Source organism: Alistipes sp. D31t1_170403_E11 (assembly GCF_015553985.1).
GTDB lineage: Bacteria > Bacteroidota > Bacteroidia > Bacteroidales > Rikenellaceae > Alistipes > Alistipes montrealensis.
This window is the reverse complement of the sequence record NZ_JADNHQ010000003.1, coordinates 118,377-134,143: the sequence shown is the minus strand read 5'-3', so window position 1 is coordinate 134,143 and position 15,767 is coordinate 118,377. Positions and strand designations below refer to the sequence as shown.

Here is a 15,767-nt window from a genome sequence, read left to right as displayed (position 1 = left end):
GTTATTCGAGTTTATCGTTGAACTTTTTAAGCGCCACGACGACCAGCGCAGCCGTCATGACCAGCAGGATCGAGAACTCTTTCAGGACAGCCCCGAACGGCAGGCCTTCGATCATCAGCTTACGCACGGCTTCGATATACCACCGGGCCGGGATGATGCACGAGATACCCCGCAGGATGCCGGGCATGTTCTCGACCGGGAATGCCATGCCCGAAAGCATGATGATCGGCAGGAGCATCAGCATTCCCGAAATAATCAGCGCCGTGGACTGCTTGTCGGAAACCGTGGAGATAAAGAGCCCCAGCGCCAGCGCCAGCACGAGGTAGAGCAGCGACAGCCCCACCAGCCCCGCGAGACTGCCCGACATCGGTACATCCAGCACGTAGCGGGCCAGCAACAGGATCGTAACCAGGTTGAAACACGACAGCAGGAAATAGGGGATCATCTTGGCAAAGACGATCCACACGGGCCGCACGGGCGACACCAGCAACACCTCCATCGTCCCGGTCTCCTTTTCGCGGACGATCGAGACAGAGGTCATGATGGCGCAGATCAGAATGAAAATCAGTCCCATGATGCCCGGCACGAAGTTGTAAGCGCTCTTCATCTGCGGATTGTACAACAACCGCATCTCGGGCATCAGGGCCGAAGCCGGCCCGTCGGACAGCAGTATCTGCTGCAAATAACCCATCCCGGCGGACGCCGTGTTGGGATTCGAAGCGTCGAAAATCAACTGCACGGCGCTTTGCGCGGGTTCCCCATGCACCGCGGCAAGCATCTGCCGGTCGAAATCGGCAGCGAACACGACCACCACGTCGGCGTCTCCCGCACGCAGCGTACGGTCGATTTCCGGCTGGGTGACGTAGCCTCTGAAGGTAAAATATTCGTTGGCCCCGACGGTCTCCACCGCGCGGCGCACCGCCTCGGTCGGATGCGGCGCCACGACGGCGAAGTCGATGTTCCGGATTTCGGTCGATATGGCGAATCCGAACAACAGCATCTGCACGACGGGCATCCCCAGCACGATGAGCATCGTGCGGGAATCGCGCAGGATATGCAGCGCCTCTTTTTTGACGAATGACAGAAAACTTCCCATCTCTATTCGGTTCGTTTAGCTTCGCGGGCCAGCCGGCGGAACACCTCGTCCATCGAGTCGGCGGCGAATTGTTTTTTGAGGTCGGCAGGCCTTCCCAGTGCGCTGATCCGGCCGTCGACCATGATCGACACGCGCGAACAGTACTCCGCCTCGTCCATGTAGTGCGTCGTCACGAAGACCGTCGTGCCTCCGGCCGCCGCCTCGTAAATCAGTTCCCAGAACTGGCGGCGCGTCACGGGATCGACGCCTCCGGTCGGCTCGTCGAGAAACACCACCTCGGGACGGTGCAGCGTCGCCACCGAGAACGCCAGCTTCTGTTTCCAGCCCAGCGGCAGCGATCCCACCAGCGTATCGATCTCCGACCGGAAATCCAGCCGCCGGAGGATCTCGACCGTACGGCGGAGTATCTGCATCCGCCCCAGGCCGTAGATGCCGCCGTAGAGGCGGATATTTTCCATCACCGTCAGGTCGTCGTAAAGCGAGAACCGCTGGCTCATGTAGCCGATGCGGCGTTTGATCCGCTCGCCGTCGCGCATCACGTCGAAACCCGCGACCGTGCCGCTGCCCGAAGTGGGGTAGCTCAGCCCGCAGAGCATGCGCATCGCCGTGGTTTTCCCGGCTCCGTTGGCCCCGAGGAAACCGAATATCTCGCCGCGCGCTACTTCGAACGTAATGCCGTCGACAGCCGTAAAGCCGCCGAAACGTTTGGTCAGGCCCCTGACCGATATGATCGCATCATTCATGGCGCATCCGTTTTATAAATACGTCTTCAATCCCCGGCTCGGCCCGCCGTACCCCGACGCCGCGAAAACCCGCATCCGCCAGTTTGCGGGCAAACGCACCGGCATCGAACCCCTCGCGGACGATCAGGTGGTGCTCCGCTCCGAAAGGGTAGCTTTCGGCCACCTCCGCCGAGTTGCGGGCCGCTTTCAGCAGGCCGTACATGTCTTCGCCCGAAAGGGCATACAGCGGTTCCCCGAACGAAGAGACCACCCCTTCGGGCGTGTCGATACTCAGCAACCGGCCTTTATCGCAGAGGGCGATGCGGTCGCATCGCCGCGCTTCGTCCATGTAGGGCGTCGATACGAGCATCGAAATGCCCTCGCGTTTGAGTTCGGAAAGCATGTCCCAGAACTCGCTGCGCGAAACGGGGTCGACGCCCGTCGTCGGCTCGTCGAGCAACAGCACCGAGGGACGGTGGATCAATGCACAGCACAGGGCCAGTTTCTGCTTCATGCCGCCCGAAAGTTTCCCGGCGCGACGCGTGCGGAACGGCTCTATCTGACGGTAGATCGGGGCGATCAGGCCGTAGTTGTCCCGCACCCCGACACCGAACAGAGCCGCGAAGAACGCGAGGTTCTCCTCGACCGACAGGTCGGGGTAGAGCGAGAAACGCCCCGGCATGTAGCCCACCCGCGAACGGATCGTCCGGTAGTCCGACACGATGTCGCAGCCGTCGACCGACGCACGCCCCGAATCGGGATTCAGCAACGTCGCCAGCAGGCGGAACAGCGTGGTCTTGCCTGCACCGTCGGGGCCGATCAGCCCGAACAGTTCGCCTCGGGCTACCGAGAACGACACCCCGTCCAGCGCCGTCAATGCGCCGTACCGCTTGGTCAGTTTATCGACTTCGATGGCATTCATAATTTCACTTCGCCGTACATGCCGATTTTCAGCCGTCCATCGTTCTCGACGGCAATCTTCGCAGCATAAACCAGGTTGGCGCGCGTGTCGCGGGTCTGGATCGTCTTGGGCGTAAATTCGCTTTCGGAAGCGACCCACGTCACCCGTCCCGGATATTCGAACCGTTCGCCGCCTCCGAAATCGGCCGTAACGGTCACCTGCCGGCCGAGCGTCAGTTCCGCCAACTGGTCCGAGGTGAAATAGGCCCGCAGGTAGATCCGTCCCAGGTCGGCGACCTTCATCAGCGGACGCCCCACGGAGGCCAGTTCGCCAGCCTCGGCATATTTGGCCAGCACGGTCCCCGCTATGGGTGACGCGAGGCGGCATTTTGCAAGCCGATCCTCGACCTGCGCGATCTGCAACTCGATGGCCGACGAGTTTTCGTCGATCGACGCCGCATTGTTGCCCAGCGTCGAAAGCTGGGCGTCCAACTGCTGCTGGAGCACCTTCAACTGCGAGTCGATGTCGTCCAGCTGCTTGGTCGCGGCGGCTCCGTCCCTGAGCAGGTTTTCGACACGGCGGCGTTCGGTCTGCTGTTTGGCGATCTGCTCGCGCAGCGACGACACCTGTTTGGCGATGTCGGGGCGCGACGAGCGCACCGAAGCCTGCTGGCGCTCCAACTGCAACTTCTGCAAATAGAGCTGCACGGTGTCGATGGCCCCGATTTGCTTCCCGGCAGCCAGATCGTCGCCCTCCTCGATGTCGAAAGAAAGAATCCGCCCGGCAGCTTCGGCTGAAACCGTCACCTCCGTGGCTTCGAAGGTTCCCGTAGCGTCGAAATCCCCGCCGCGGCCGCACGCTACGGCCGACAGGGCCGTAACACCATAAATAACAATCCGTTTCATTGGTTTATCGTGTGTTTTAATTCGTAAATCGCTTTCAGCAGTTCGATCTCCCGGGCACTGCGGGCCGCGGCGGCGGCATCTTCCTCGGTAATCTTACCCAACAGGTCGTTGGTGTCGATCACACCGTTGCGGAGCCGCGATTCGGCGGCTTCCCGCACACGGCGGCGCAGGGCGACGATCCGGTCGTCGTCCGCAAGGGCTTTGCGCAGGCGGGCGATCTCCCCGTTATCCTCCGTCGTTTCCAACCGATTGTTGAACAAGAAAATATCCCGCTGTACTTCAACCTGTTCTTTAGCCGTACGCAGTTGGTTCAGCGAATTCTTCCGCGTGTAATAGCCGCCGAAATTCCACGACATCTTCACGCCGACCATCGTGTTCCACGACCAGTCGGAAGAGGTCATACTCCGAAAATAGTCGAGTCCCGGATAACCGTAATACCCCTGCGCAAAAAGCCCGAAGCGGGGCCGCGTCGACGACTTCACCAGCCGCTCCTGCGCCGAGAGTTTGTCGATACGGGCGTCGAACAGTGCCAGCTCGGGGCGCGCAGGCTCCGCGGCGGCCGGCGACACCATGTCGGGCTTCACCAACCGCTCGCCTTCCGGATCGCGGCCGATGAAAACGCCGAGCATCCGGCGGTAACTGTCGCGCATCGATTCGGACTGGGTCAACTGTTGGTTCACGGCGAGCAGTTCGGCCTCCACGGCATCGGCGTCGGACTGCATCGCAACGCCGTTGCGAAGGTACGAACGGACCTTTTCGAGATTGCTTTGCAGCAGGCCGATCGTCAGTCGCGTCTGCGCGATACGCTCGTCGAGCAGCAGAATCCCGAAATACAAGCCGTCAACACGTCCTTCGAGCGCATAAAGGTCGACATCCGCAGAGCGTTGCTGTTCGGCCGACTCAGCTTCGGCAATTCGTTTGTCGGCGCTCGTCTTACCTCCGTCCCAGATGGTCTGGCTGAGTTCAAGCATCACTTTATATTGATCCTTGTTCATCCCTGGAATCGAGACTTTTTGCTGGGAGAGCATACCTGTAAGCGCATCGGGAAATTCCGGCACGGCCGTCTGCCACGCAGCCTGCGCCGAGAAAGAGAGTTGGGGCAGGTAGGAGCGTGCGGCATTCGAAAGGGTATAGGCCTCGGTCCGGCGGATCAGGTCGTACTGCCTGATTTCGGGGTAGTGCTCCCGTGCCAGCGCCCGGCACTCGCCGAGCGTCAGTTGCGCCTGCGCCGAAAAGCCCGCCAGCAGGCATCCGCACAAAAGAAGGATTCGTTTCATGGTTTATTGTTTTTTCAGTCGTCGCATGATGGTTTCGATGTTCTCCTGCTTGCGCAGTTCGAAAAACCGCTCCCGATCGGCCGTCAGGTCGCCGAGGATCGGTTCGATAATGGGGTAGGCGATGAATATGAAGACATTGAGCGAAATGATGTCGAGCATCAGCATCCGCGCATCCATCGGTTCGGTCTCGCCCCGGGCCGCCGATTCGTCCAGTTGGCTTTGCATGCCGCTCAACAGGTCGTCCATGATTTTCCGGAGACGCTGCCGCATGACTTCGTGGCGTTCCGGCCGGGCAAAAACCTCATTGACGATAAAGCGCGGCAAATCGGGATTGACGACGATAAAATCGAAGTGCCGTGCAACGCCGTCCCGCAATCGCTCCAACAGGGGCAGTCCCGGACGGCCGAAGGTCGTCATCACCAATTCGCCCATCAGGCGCATTTTCTCGTCGAGGATGCGCTCGAAGATATTCTCCTTCGTACGGAAATAGTAGTGGAGCATGGCATGCGTCACACCCGCAGCCCGGGCTATCGAAATCGTGCGCGCCCCGTCGAACCCCTTGGCGAGAAACTCCCGTTCGGCCGCTTCAAGGATCGCTTGTTCCTTATTCTGAGTCTGTTCCGTCATCATTCCTTTGTTTTAACAAACTTATTTAACAATCTTGTTAATGCAAATATACACAGAGAATCGAATTGTCCAACAATTTTGTTAATAAAAATTTCGCACATAAAAAATGCTACCAACAGAGTTGGTAGCAAAATCAAGTTCCGGGAACAAAAGCCTTAGTTCGGCCGCGCCGGCGAACCGCTCGTCAGCCGGGGAGCGTTTTTTGCCGCATCGGGCAGGCGGCAGGGGACAGCGCTGTCCGCCTCGGAAGTAATGATCACGACCGGCATGCCGACATAGACATATTTTTTAACGAGTTCGAGCAGATCGCTGTTATTCAAACGGATGCATCCTTCGGTAGCACGCGTGCCGATCGAAGCGGGATCGTGTGTACCGTGAATGCCGATACCGCGGTGGCCCGGCGTCTTCAGACGGATGAAATGCGAACCGTAAGCCCCTTTGATCTCTCCCTTGCCGTCACCGAAATCATGCGTCCACGCACTTGCGTCCTGCACCTGCTGGACGGAAAAAAGGCCCTCGGGGGTCTTCATGTCGCCCGGCTTCTCCTTGTTGCCCAGCGCCCGGCCGCAGGCTATGGGATAGGCGGCCAGCAGGCGGCTGTTGAAATCGTAGACCGCAAGGGTCATCGACTCTTTGGAAATGGCGATAAGGGCCGCACCGGAAGGCGGGGCCTGCTGGGCCAGTGCGTCGTTGCTGAAAAACAGCACAGAGAGGATAAGAATATGCAGAATTGTTTTCATAGGCACAAATATACGATTTTCCCGGGCAAAATCCGCCGCACTGATCGAAAAAGCCGCCCTGCATTTTCCGAAAAGTCGTCAATAGCCTCCGACCAAACAAAAATAGGCATTGCGGCATCATATTCGTCTAACTTCTGTCGTTAGGATAATATGTTGGCAAAAAAATTCATAATTTTACGCCGAAAAACCGGACGACACAGGCAAACAATCCGGAACCTTAGTTAGAAAGACAACATGAAACTATCACGCGAGAAAATCATGCAGCAGGCGACCCATGCCGGCCGCCGCACCTTGCAATTCGGAGAAAATGCAGGTAACAAAATACGCGGTCTGTCGAAACGCTCCTGGCTGATCCTGGCCGCAATAGCCCTACTGATCGCCGGAGGACTCTGGTGGTGGCTGCGCCCCGAGCCCCAGCAGCCCATACTGCCCGTGGTCCAGGTCGACCCGGTACAGACCGACGACATCGAAATCTACGGCGAATACGTGGGCCGCATCCGCGCCCAGCAGTTCGTCGAAATCCGCGCCCGGGTGGAGGGCTTCCTTGAAAAAATGCTTTTCGAAGAGGGAACCTACGTCAAAAAAGGGCAGCCGCTGTTCATCATCGACCCCCTGCTCTACGAGGCCCGTGTAAATAAAGCAAAAGCTCAGCTGAACAAGGATAAGGCCATGGCCCTCAAGGCAGACCGCGACCTGAAACGAATCCGCCCGCTCTACGAGCAGAACGCCGCGAGCCAGCTGGACCTCGACAACGCCATCGCCTCCTACGAAAGCGCTACGGCTGCCGTGGCGATGAGCGAAGCCGACCTCACGCAGGCTGAAACCGCCTTGAGCTATACCACCGTCAGTTCGCCGCTGTCGGGCTACATCTCCGAACGCAGCGTCGACATCGGCACGATCGTCAGCCCCAACGGCAAGTCGCTGCTGGCAACGGTCGTCAAGAGCGACACCGTGCGCGTGGACTTCAGCATGACGGGCCTCGACTACCTGAAAAGCAAGGCCCGCAACGTCAACCTGGGACAAAAGGACTCCACCCGCAAGTGGGACCCCTACATCACCATCACGCTGGCCGACAACACGCAGTATCCGCTGCGCGGACTGGTCGACTTCGCCGACCCGCAGGTAGACCCCGAAACGGGAACCTTTTCCGTGCGCGCCGAAATGGCCAATCCCGACCGCATCCTGCTGCCGGGACAGTTCACCAAAGTGCGCCTGCTGCTCGACGTACGAGAGAAAGCCACGGTCGTTCCGACCAAATCGGTCATTATCGAGAAGGGCGGCGCCTATGTCTTCGTCATACGGCGCGACAGCATCGCCGAACGCCGCCTGGTCGAACTCGGTCCCGAAGTCAACAACCGGGTAATCGTCGAGCGCGGCGTCGTTCCGGGCGAAATGATCGTCGTGGAGGGCTTCCACAAGCTGACGCACGGCGACAAGGTCGACCCCGTACGCGCCCCGGAGAAAAACCATAATACCGAGGCGGAAACGTCCGAAAAATAGCGAGTTATGAAGTTGGATTTCTTTATCGACCGGCCCATATTCTCGACCGTCCTGTCCGTAATCATCGTGATCGTCGGACTGCTGGGACTGGTGATGCTCCCCGTGGACCAGTATCCGCGCATTGTGCCCCCGGTAGTCAAAATCTCGGCCTCGTATCCCGGCGCCAGCGCCCAGACGGTGACGCAGGCCGTGGCAACACCCATCGAGCAGGAACTGAACGGAACGCCCGGCATGCTCTATATGGAGTCGACGAGCAGCAACTCGGGCGGATTCTCCGCTACCGTAACCTTCGACATCGACACGGACGCCGACCTGGCGGCCGTCGAGATTCAGAACCGCGTGAAGCAGGCCGAGGCACGCCTCCCGGCCGAGGTCATACAGAACGGCATTTCGGTCCAGAAGCAGGCGTCGAGCCGCCTGATGACCATCACGCTCCTGTCGACCGACCCCAAGTTCGACGAAATTTATCTTTCGAACTACGCTACGCTCAACGTGCTGGACATGCTGCGCCGCGTGAAGGGCGTCGGCAGCGTTTCGAACGTCGGCAGCCGTTACTATGCCATGCAGATCTGGGTACAGCCCGACCGGCTGGCCAACCTCGGACTGACGGTGCAGGACCTGCAAAAGGCCCTCAAGGACCAGAACCGCGAATCGGCGGCAGGCGTGCTGGGCCAGCAGCCCATCACAGACCTCGACGTTACAATTCCGATCACCGCCCGCGGGCGTCTTTCGTCGGTAGGCGAATTCGAGGAAATCGTCATCCGGGCCAATCCCGACGGATCGCTCATCCGCCTGCGCGACGTGGCACGCGTATCGCTCGAAGCCTCGTCGTACAGCACCGAAAGCGGCATCAACGGCGGCAACGCGGCCGTTATGAACATCAACATGCTGCCGGGCGCAAACGCCATGGAGGTGGCACGCGCCGTCCGGGAGACGATGGACGAGATCAGCCGCAACTTCCCGGAGGGAATCTCCTACAAGATTCCGTTCGACATGACCTCCTACATCTCGCAGTCGATCAAGGAGGTTTACCACACGTTGTTCGAAGCGCTGCTGCTCGTGATCCTCGTCGTTTTCCTTTCGTTGCAGAACTGGCGTGCGACGCTGATCCCGACCATCGCCGTGCCGATCTCGCTGATCGGAACCTTCGGCGTGATGCTCGCATTCGGATTCTCGCTCAACATGATGACCCTGCTGGGACTTATTCTCGCGATCGGTATCGTCGTGGACGACGCGATCGTGGTCGTGGAAGCCGTGGAGCGCACGATGGACGAAGAGGGGCTTTCGCCCTACGAGGCGACCAAGAAAGCCATGGGCGGACTGGGAAGCGCCATTATCGCTACGTCGCTGGTGCTGTGCGCCGTATTCGTTCCGGTAAGTTTCCTCTCGGGCATCACGGGACAACTCTACCGGCAGTTTACCATCACGATCGCCGTGTCGGTGCTGATCTCGACCTTCGTGGCCCTGACGCTTTCGCCGGCATTGTGCGCCCTGATCCTGCGCCCCGAATCGGGCAAAAAGAAAAACCGGCTGTTCCGCCGCATCAACCTCTGGCTGGCAGGCGGCAACAAGTTTTACGAAAAGATGATCCGCGGCGGCGTGCGCCATTCGAAACGCATGCTCACGCTCTTCGGGCTGACACTCGTGGCGTTGTGGCTGCTCAATAAAGTCGTCCCCCAGAGCTTCATGCCGCAGGAGGACCAGGGATATTTCACCGTCGAACTGGAGTTGCCCGAAGGGGCCACGCTCGAACGCACGCGCCGCGTGACGGAGCGCGCCATGGAATTCCTGATGTCGTGCGAGGATGTGGAATATGTGCTCAACGTTACGGGATCGAGCCCGCGTGTGGGAACCAACCAGTCGCGCAGCCAACTGACCGTCATCCTCAAACCGTGGGACGAACGCAAAACCTCGGATATCCGCAAACTGATGGGCCGCGTGCGCGAAGAGATGCGGCGCTATCCCGAAAGCAAGGTCTACCTCTCGACACCGCCCGTCATTCCGGGACTGGGAGCCTCGGGCGGCTTCGAGTTGGTGCTCGAAGCGCGCGGAAACGCCTCTTACAGCGACCTGCAACACGCCGTCGACACACTGCTGCACTATGCGGCGCAGCGTAAGGAACTGACGGGGCTTTCGTCGTCGATGCAGAAAGACATTCCCCAGCTCTATTTCGACGTGGACCGCGACAAAGCCCAGATGCTGGGCGTGCCGATGGCCGACATTTTCTCGACGGTCAAAACCTTCACGGGATCGGTTTACGTCAACGACTTCAACCTGTTCAACCGTATCTACCGCGTCTACATCCAGGCCGAAGCGCCGTACCGCGCCCACCAGGAAAACCTCGGGCTCTTCTTCGTCCGGAGCGCCGATAAAGCGATGATCCCCATCACGGCGCTCGGTACGACCTCCTACACCACGGGCCCCGGCACGATCCGCCGTTTCAACATGTTCAATGCGGCGACCATCTCGGGCGAAGCGGCGCAGGGGTACAGTTCGGGACAGGCGATGGCCATCCTCGAACAGATCGCACGCCGCCACCTGCCGCCGACGATCGGCGTCGAGTGGAGCGGCCTTTCCTACCAGGAAAAACACGTCAGCGGACAAGCCGGGTATGTGCTGGCGCTGGCTTTCCTCTTCGTCTTCCTGTTCCTCGCGGCGCAGTACGAAAGTTGGCTGATTCCCGTGGCGGTGATTCTCTCGCTGCCGATCGCCGGCATCGGGGCCTACCTGGGCAACTGGGTATGCGGACTGGAAAACAACATCTATTTCCAGATCGGACTAGTGATGCTGGTGGGCCTCGTGGCCAAGAACGCCATCCTGATCGTCGAATTCGCCAAAGACGAGGTCGAAAAGGGGCACGACACGCTGACGGCCGTCATCATGGCGGCACACCTGCGCTTCCGGCCCATCGTCATGACCTCGCTGGCCTTCATCCTCGGCATGCTGCCGCTGGTCTTCGCCAGCGGACCCGGATCGGCCAGCCGCCAGGGCATCGGTACGGGCGTATTCTTCGGCATGTTAGTGGCGATCACCGTCGGTATCGTCTTCGTACCGCTCTTCTTCGTCTGGGTTTACAAAGTGAAAGAAAAATGGTCAAAACGATGAAACGAAGCACAACCTATATTTTCGGCGCGCTCCTGCTGCTGGCGGCAGGCAGTTGCTCCGTGCAGAAGAAGTGCAAGGCTCCGGAGTTCGACATGCCCGCCGAGATCGTCGCCGGGCAAAGCGACTCGCTGACGCTGAGCGACCGGAAGTGGTGGGAGGTTTACACCGATACGACGCTCTGTTCGCTGATCGGACGAACACTCGACCGCAACCGCAACATGCTCTCGGCCGAAGCGCGCATCCGCCAGTTGGAAGAACTCTACCGCGTAAGCAAAGCCGCACGCCTGCCGTCGCTCAGCGGACTGGTTCTCGCCGACAACGAAACCAACGATTACTACGGCGAAGCGCACAAAAGCGACGCCGAATTCAGCGTCAAAGCCACCCTGAGCTGGGAGGCCGACCTGTGGGGCAGCCTGCGCTGGGCCAAACGCAAGGGCGCGGCCGAATACCTCGCTTCGGTCGAGGCGGCACGCGCCGTGCAGATGACGCTCATCGCCGAAGTCGCCACAGCCTATTTCGAACTGACGGCCCTGGACCATGAACTGGGCGTCGTACGCCGCACGGTGGAGACCCGAGAGGAGAGCGTGCGCCAGGCAAAACTGCGTTTCGAAGGCGGTCTGACCTCCGAGACGGCTTACCAGCAGGCGAAGGTCGAACTGGCGAGCGCCGCGGCGCTGATCCCCGACCTCGAACTGCGCATCGCCCAGAAGGAGAACCAGATTTCGGTGCTCGCAGGCAACTATCCTTCACGCGTGGCGCGCAGCAAGATGAACATGAACGTCAGGATGCCCGACTCGCTGCCTGTCGGCCTGCCCTCGACACTGTTGCAGCGCCGTCCCGACGTACGGCAGTCGGAACAGCAGTTGCGCGCGGCAATGGCCGCTGCGGGCATGGCCTATGCCGACCGTTTCCCGCGGCTGACGATCTCACTGACGGGAGGACTGGAAAACGACGCGCTCAAGGGACTGATCAATTCGCCCTTCTCCTACGCCGTCGGCAGCCTCACCGCTCCGCTGTTCGCCTTCGGGTCGAAACGAGCGAAATACCGGGCGTCGCTGGCGGCCTACGACCAGGCACGGCTGGCTTACGAACAGAAGGTGCTGGAGGTTTTCCGCGAGGTGAACGACGCCGTGGTCGCCTACCGCAACATGCGCAAGACGGCCGAACTGAAATTCAACCTCAAGGAGGCGGCCCGGCAGTATGTCGTACTGGCCAAATTGCAGTATATCAACGGTGTAATCCGCTACATAGACGTGCTCGACGCCCAGCGTAAGTTCTTCGACGCACAAGTCGAGGAGGGTAAGGCGGTGCGCAACGAGCACCTCGCGCTGGTCGGGCTTTACAAAGCCCTCGGCGGCGGGTGGCAACCGTCGGACATCGAAAAAAAGGGTTGACCGCACGGTCAACCCTTTTTCTTTCCCAGTTTGGCGCGGATGCGGCTCAGCGACTGCGGCGTAATCCAAAGGTAGGAGGCGATGTGCTTCAGCGGCACATATTGCAACAACTCGGGACTCTCCGCCATCAATGTCCGGTAACGCTCTTCGGCCCGCGGGGCGCCGCCCGAGAGTATCCAGTTTTCGAGGCCGAGGAACTGCTGTTCGAAAAGCCTCCGCCCGAAGTTGGCCGCCTCGACCGATTCGGCAAAAAAGGCCTCCAGGTCGGCTTTGGAGATGCGGTAAAGTTCGGCGTCGCACATCGCTTCGATCGAAATCCGCGAAATTTCGTTTTCGACATATCCCCACGTCGAAAAGAGCGCTTCGCCTTCGGCGGCGAACCAGACCGAGACATCCACGCCGTCGTCGAAATAGTGGCCCAGCCAGATGCCGCGGCTCACGATGTAGAAATCGGGATTCCGCTCGCCCTGACGAACGACGCATTCCCCCTTGCGGAACGTACAGCGCGCCATCCGGCCGATCAGCCGTCCGCAGTCCGCCGCCGGCAGGTTGTATTTCCTGCTGAATTTCTCGATAAATGCCTCCATGCCTTACAAGTTTGAGAAGGCAAAGATAGTGAAATTATCGAGTCGGGACGAGATGCCGCCCGCGCCAGTAAATCGCGCCAACGACCGCAAAGGTAAGCACCTCGGCCAGCGGCACGGCCAGCCAGATACCTTCCACGCCGAACAACAGGGGCAGTCCGAAGAAGCAGAGGATCATGAAAACGAATCCCCGCAGGAGGGTCACCGCCATTGCCGGACGCGGCCGCTCGACGCTCTGGAAATAACCGATCGAAACGATATTAACCGCGAAAAAGACGAATCCCGAAGCAAAGAGCGGAAGTCCCTTGACGGCAATGGCATACGCCGGGTAGGAACTGTCGATGAACATCGCCACAATCCAGTGGCTGAACAGCGCCGTGACGCCGAAAAACGCCAGTCCCGTCACCACGGCCGTCACCAGCGACAACCGGAAGGCCTTTCGCACCCGCACACCGTTACCGGCGCCGAAATTGTAGCTCAGAATCGGCTGGGCCGACTGCCCGATGGCGTTGTAGACCATGAAGATGATCGGGAAGAAGTAGCAGGCGATGCTGAATGCCGCCACGCCGTCCTCACCCAGATAGCGGATAAAGACGTAATTCCCGGCGAACATCATCGTGGCGATAGCCCCCTCGCAAAGGAAGGTCGAAAGCCCCAGCCGGCACATATAACCCACGTTGCGGAGGGTCAGGCGCATGCTTTTGCAGCTCGTCTTCACCCGGCAGAAACGCACGACGTTGCGGCGGCGGCCCAGGTAGCCGAGGATCATGGCCGCACCCACGATATAGCCCAGGCTCGTAGCCAGCGCCGCACCCATCATGCCCCAGCCGAAGATGAAAATGAAAACGTAGTCCAGTACGATGTTGATGACGGCGGGAACCGCATTGCAGAGCATCGCATAATTGGGCGACCCGTCGAGCCGGATGAAGAACATGCCCGAACTCAGCAGTGCGCTGAACGGCAGGAACGGTGCGAACCAGTGCATATATTCCACCGCCAGCGGGAGGAGCCGCTCGGAACTGCCCAGCAGCAGCGCTACTTCGCGGGCGTAAAAGGTGATCAGGAAACTGTACACCGCCAGCAGGAGCGACGACACCACGACGGCCTGCGTGACGTTGATACGCGCCGCCTTGACCTTCCCCTGCGAGAGGTGGATCGACGCCACGACCGAAGCCCCGACACCGAACATCAGCCCGACGCCCGTGCTGATCAGGAACAGCGGCGCGGCGATGTTGACCGCCGCCAGCGCATCGCTGCCGATGCCGCGTCCCACGAAAATCCCGTCCGTGATTACGAAAACGGCCGAGAAAACCATCCCCAGGACGGTGGGGATCAGCAGTTTCCGAAATAACTTCGGAATCTCCATGCTGCCGAAATCGATACTGTCTTTCATTGCATTCATTTTTTGGGTGTGCAAAGATACGCGCTTCCCGACGGACAAAAGTTACCATTTGGTAAAAAGTGCCCTAAAAAAGCCCCTCCGGAACGAAGGGGCTTTACACGGCGGGAATCAGAGCGTTTCCTGCTTGAGTTGTTCGACGAAATGGTCGATGCGGCGCAGTTGCTGCGGAATTTTGATCGACTGCGGGCAATGCGACACACACTGGTCGCAGCCGATGCAATGGCTTGCCTGCCGAAGTTTGGGAACCGAACGGTCATACCCGACGAGGAACGCCCGCCGGGATGCCCGGTAAGCGGGGTCCTGCCGGTCCTTGGGAACGTTGCCCTCGTTCACGCAGCGGTTGTAGTGGGCGAAGATCGCCGGAATGTCGAGCCCATAGGGACAGGGCATGCAGTACTGACATTCGGTGCAGGGCACGGTAGGGTATTTGAGCATCAGCTGCGCCGTATCCTCCAACAGTTCGAACTCCGCAGGGGTCAGGGGTTCCAGCGGCGAATAGGTGCGGATATTGTCCTGCAGGTGCTCCATGTAGGTCATACCGCTCAGCACGGTCAGCACCCCGGGATAGGACCCTGCATAACGGAATGCCCACGAAGCGGTGCTCAGCGTCGGGCGGCGCTCCTTGAGCCGCTCGACCAGGTGGTCGTTCAGCCGCGACAGACGGCCGCCGAGCAGGGGTTCCATGATGACGGCCGGAATGCCGCGCTTCTCCAACTCGCCGTAGAGGTACTCGGCATTGACGTTGCGGCCCGAAGCGTGCTTCCAATCGACATAGTTCATCTGGATCTGCACGAAATCCCACTTGATATCCATCGCCAGCAGGTGATCGAAAACCTTCTGGTCGCCGTGAAACGACCACCCGAGGTTGCGGATACGCCCGGCCTCACGCTCACGCAGGAGGAAATCGAGGACGCCGCTGTCGACAAAGCGTTCGTTGAAGGTCTCGACGCCCTTATCGCCGCCCACCGAGTGAAGCAGGTAGTAATCCAGGTAGTCCGTCTGCAAATCGCGGAGCGAACGTCGGTACATCTCCTTCGAATCCTTTAATATCTGAGCGGGAGACATTCCGCGCCCTGCCATGCGGTGATTGGACATCTTGGTGGCGATGAACACCTTGTCGCGCGGATGGCGTTTAAGGGCGATACCCGTCGATTTCTCGGAAAAACCCTGGATGTAGACGGGCGCCGTATCGAAATAGTTGACTCCGTGGGCGATGGCGTAGTCGACGAGGTCGTTGACGGCCTCCTGGTCGATCGGGTTACCGTCGGCGGCAGGGGTTTCCAGCAGCGGCCAGCGCATACACCCGTAGCCCAGCAGCGATACCCGGTCGCCCGTCGAGGGGCATTCCCGGTAAGTCATCGCACCGGTCGGAACTTCGCCGACAGCGGCAGTCTTTTCCGACGCACCTTTCGTTTTGCAGCCGTAAAGCCCGGCAGTCGCGGCGGCGGCGCCGAGGCCGAACGTTTTCAGGAATACCCGGCGGTCTATCTTTTTCTTTTCCATGGATTGACGTT

13 protein-coding genes are annotated in these 15,767 nt (G+C 59.9%); 3 read left to right on the top strand and 10 right to left on the bottom strand.

Annotated features, from left to right (window positions below; genetic code table 11):
- Position 1: 1 nt before the first annotated feature.
- The 7 genes from I2E69_RS07040 to I2E69_RS07010 form a co-directional block, all read right to left on the bottom strand.
- Positions 2-1,096 carry an ABC transporter permease gene (locus I2E69_RS07040; protein ID WP_195460296.1) on the bottom strand — a complete coding sequence of 365 codons (1,095 nt, stop codon included), beginning with the start codon at positions 1,094-1,096 and terminating at the stop codon, positions 2-4.
- Positions 1,097-1,098: 2 nt separating this feature from the next.
- Positions 1,099-1,839: an ABC transporter ATP-binding protein gene (locus I2E69_RS07035; protein ID WP_195460295.1), complete on the bottom strand. Its 741-nt coding sequence runs from the start codon at positions 1,837-1,839 to the stop codon at positions 1,099-1,101.
- Positions 1,832-2,740 (bottom strand): ABC transporter ATP-binding protein, encoded by a 909-nt coding sequence (locus tag I2E69_RS07030; protein WP_195460292.1) that lies wholly within the window; start codon positions 2,738-2,740, stop codon positions 1,832-1,834. Before I2E69_RS07030 ends, I2E69_RS07035 begins: the two co-directional genes overlap by 8 nt.
- Positions 2,737-3,624: an HlyD family secretion protein gene (locus I2E69_RS07025; protein WP_195460291.1), complete on the bottom strand. Its 888-nt coding sequence runs from the start codon at positions 3,622-3,624 to the stop codon at positions 2,737-2,739. The genes I2E69_RS07030 and I2E69_RS07025 overlap by 4 nt, the downstream gene beginning before the upstream one ends.
- Complete coding sequence (locus I2E69_RS07020; RefSeq protein WP_195460289.1) at positions 3,621-4,901, bottom strand: TolC family protein; 1,281 nt, start codon at positions 4,899-4,901, stop codon at positions 3,621-3,623. Before I2E69_RS07020 ends, I2E69_RS07025 begins: the two co-directional genes overlap by 4 nt.
- Before the next feature lie 3 nt (positions 4,902-4,904).
- The gene (locus I2E69_RS07015; protein ID WP_195460287.1) at positions 4,905-5,528 is read right to left on the bottom strand and encodes a TetR/AcrR family transcriptional regulator; all 624 of its coding nucleotides are present in this window, start codon (positions 5,526-5,528) and stop codon (positions 4,905-4,907) included.
- A 155-nt stretch (positions 5,529-5,683) separates the two neighbouring features.
- Positions 5,684-6,268 carry a L,D-transpeptidase gene (locus tag I2E69_RS07010; RefSeq protein WP_195460285.1) on the bottom strand — a complete coding sequence of 195 codons (585 nt, stop codon included), beginning with the start codon at positions 6,266-6,268 and terminating at the stop codon, positions 5,684-5,686.
- Positions 6,269-6,502: 234 nt separating this feature from the next.
- On the opposite strand from I2E69_RS07010, the gene I2E69_RS07005 reads away from it, so the two are divergent.
- Genes I2E69_RS07005 through I2E69_RS06995 form a run of 3 tightly spaced genes read left to right on the top strand, consistent with a single transcriptional unit; the run spans position 6,503 to position 12,267 of the window.
- A complete protein-coding gene (locus I2E69_RS07005; RefSeq protein ID WP_229095413.1) occupies positions 6,503-7,768 on the top strand; it encodes an efflux RND transporter periplasmic adaptor subunit in 1,266 nt (421 codons plus the stop codon).
- A gap of 6 nt (positions 7,769-7,774) precedes the next feature.
- A complete protein-coding gene (locus tag I2E69_RS07000; protein WP_195460283.1) occupies positions 7,775-10,873 on the top strand; it encodes an efflux RND transporter permease subunit in 3,099 nt (1,032 codons plus the stop codon).
- Complete coding sequence (locus tag I2E69_RS06995) at positions 10,870-12,267, top strand: efflux transporter outer membrane subunit (protein WP_195460281.1); 1,398 nt, start codon at positions 10,870-10,872, stop codon at positions 12,265-12,267. The genes I2E69_RS07000 and I2E69_RS06995 overlap by 4 nt, the downstream gene beginning before the upstream one ends.
- Before the next feature lie 8 nt (positions 12,268-12,275).
- Here the strand turns inward: I2E69_RS06995 and I2E69_RS06990 are convergent, their stop codons facing one another.
- The 3 genes from I2E69_RS06990 to I2E69_RS06980 all read right to left on the bottom strand — a co-directional run bounded on the left by I2E69_RS06990 (position 12,276) and on the right by I2E69_RS06980 (position 15,756).
- Positions 12,276-12,854 (bottom strand): Crp/Fnr family transcriptional regulator, encoded by a 579-nt coding sequence (locus tag I2E69_RS06990; RefSeq protein WP_195460279.1) that lies wholly within the window; start codon positions 12,852-12,854, stop codon positions 12,276-12,278.
- A gap of 34 nt (positions 12,855-12,888) precedes the next feature.
- The gene (locus I2E69_RS06985) at positions 12,889-14,244 is read right to left on the bottom strand and encodes an MATE family efflux transporter (protein WP_195460277.1); all 1,356 of its coding nucleotides are present in this window, start codon (positions 14,242-14,244) and stop codon (positions 12,889-12,891) included.
- Positions 14,245-14,361: 117 nt separating this feature from the next.
- Positions 14,362-15,756, bottom strand: a complete 1,395-nt coding sequence (locus tag I2E69_RS06980; RefSeq protein WP_195460275.1) for an aldo/keto reductase — start codon at positions 15,754-15,756, stop codon at positions 14,362-14,364.
- Positions 15,757-15,767: the final 11 nt, after the last annotated feature.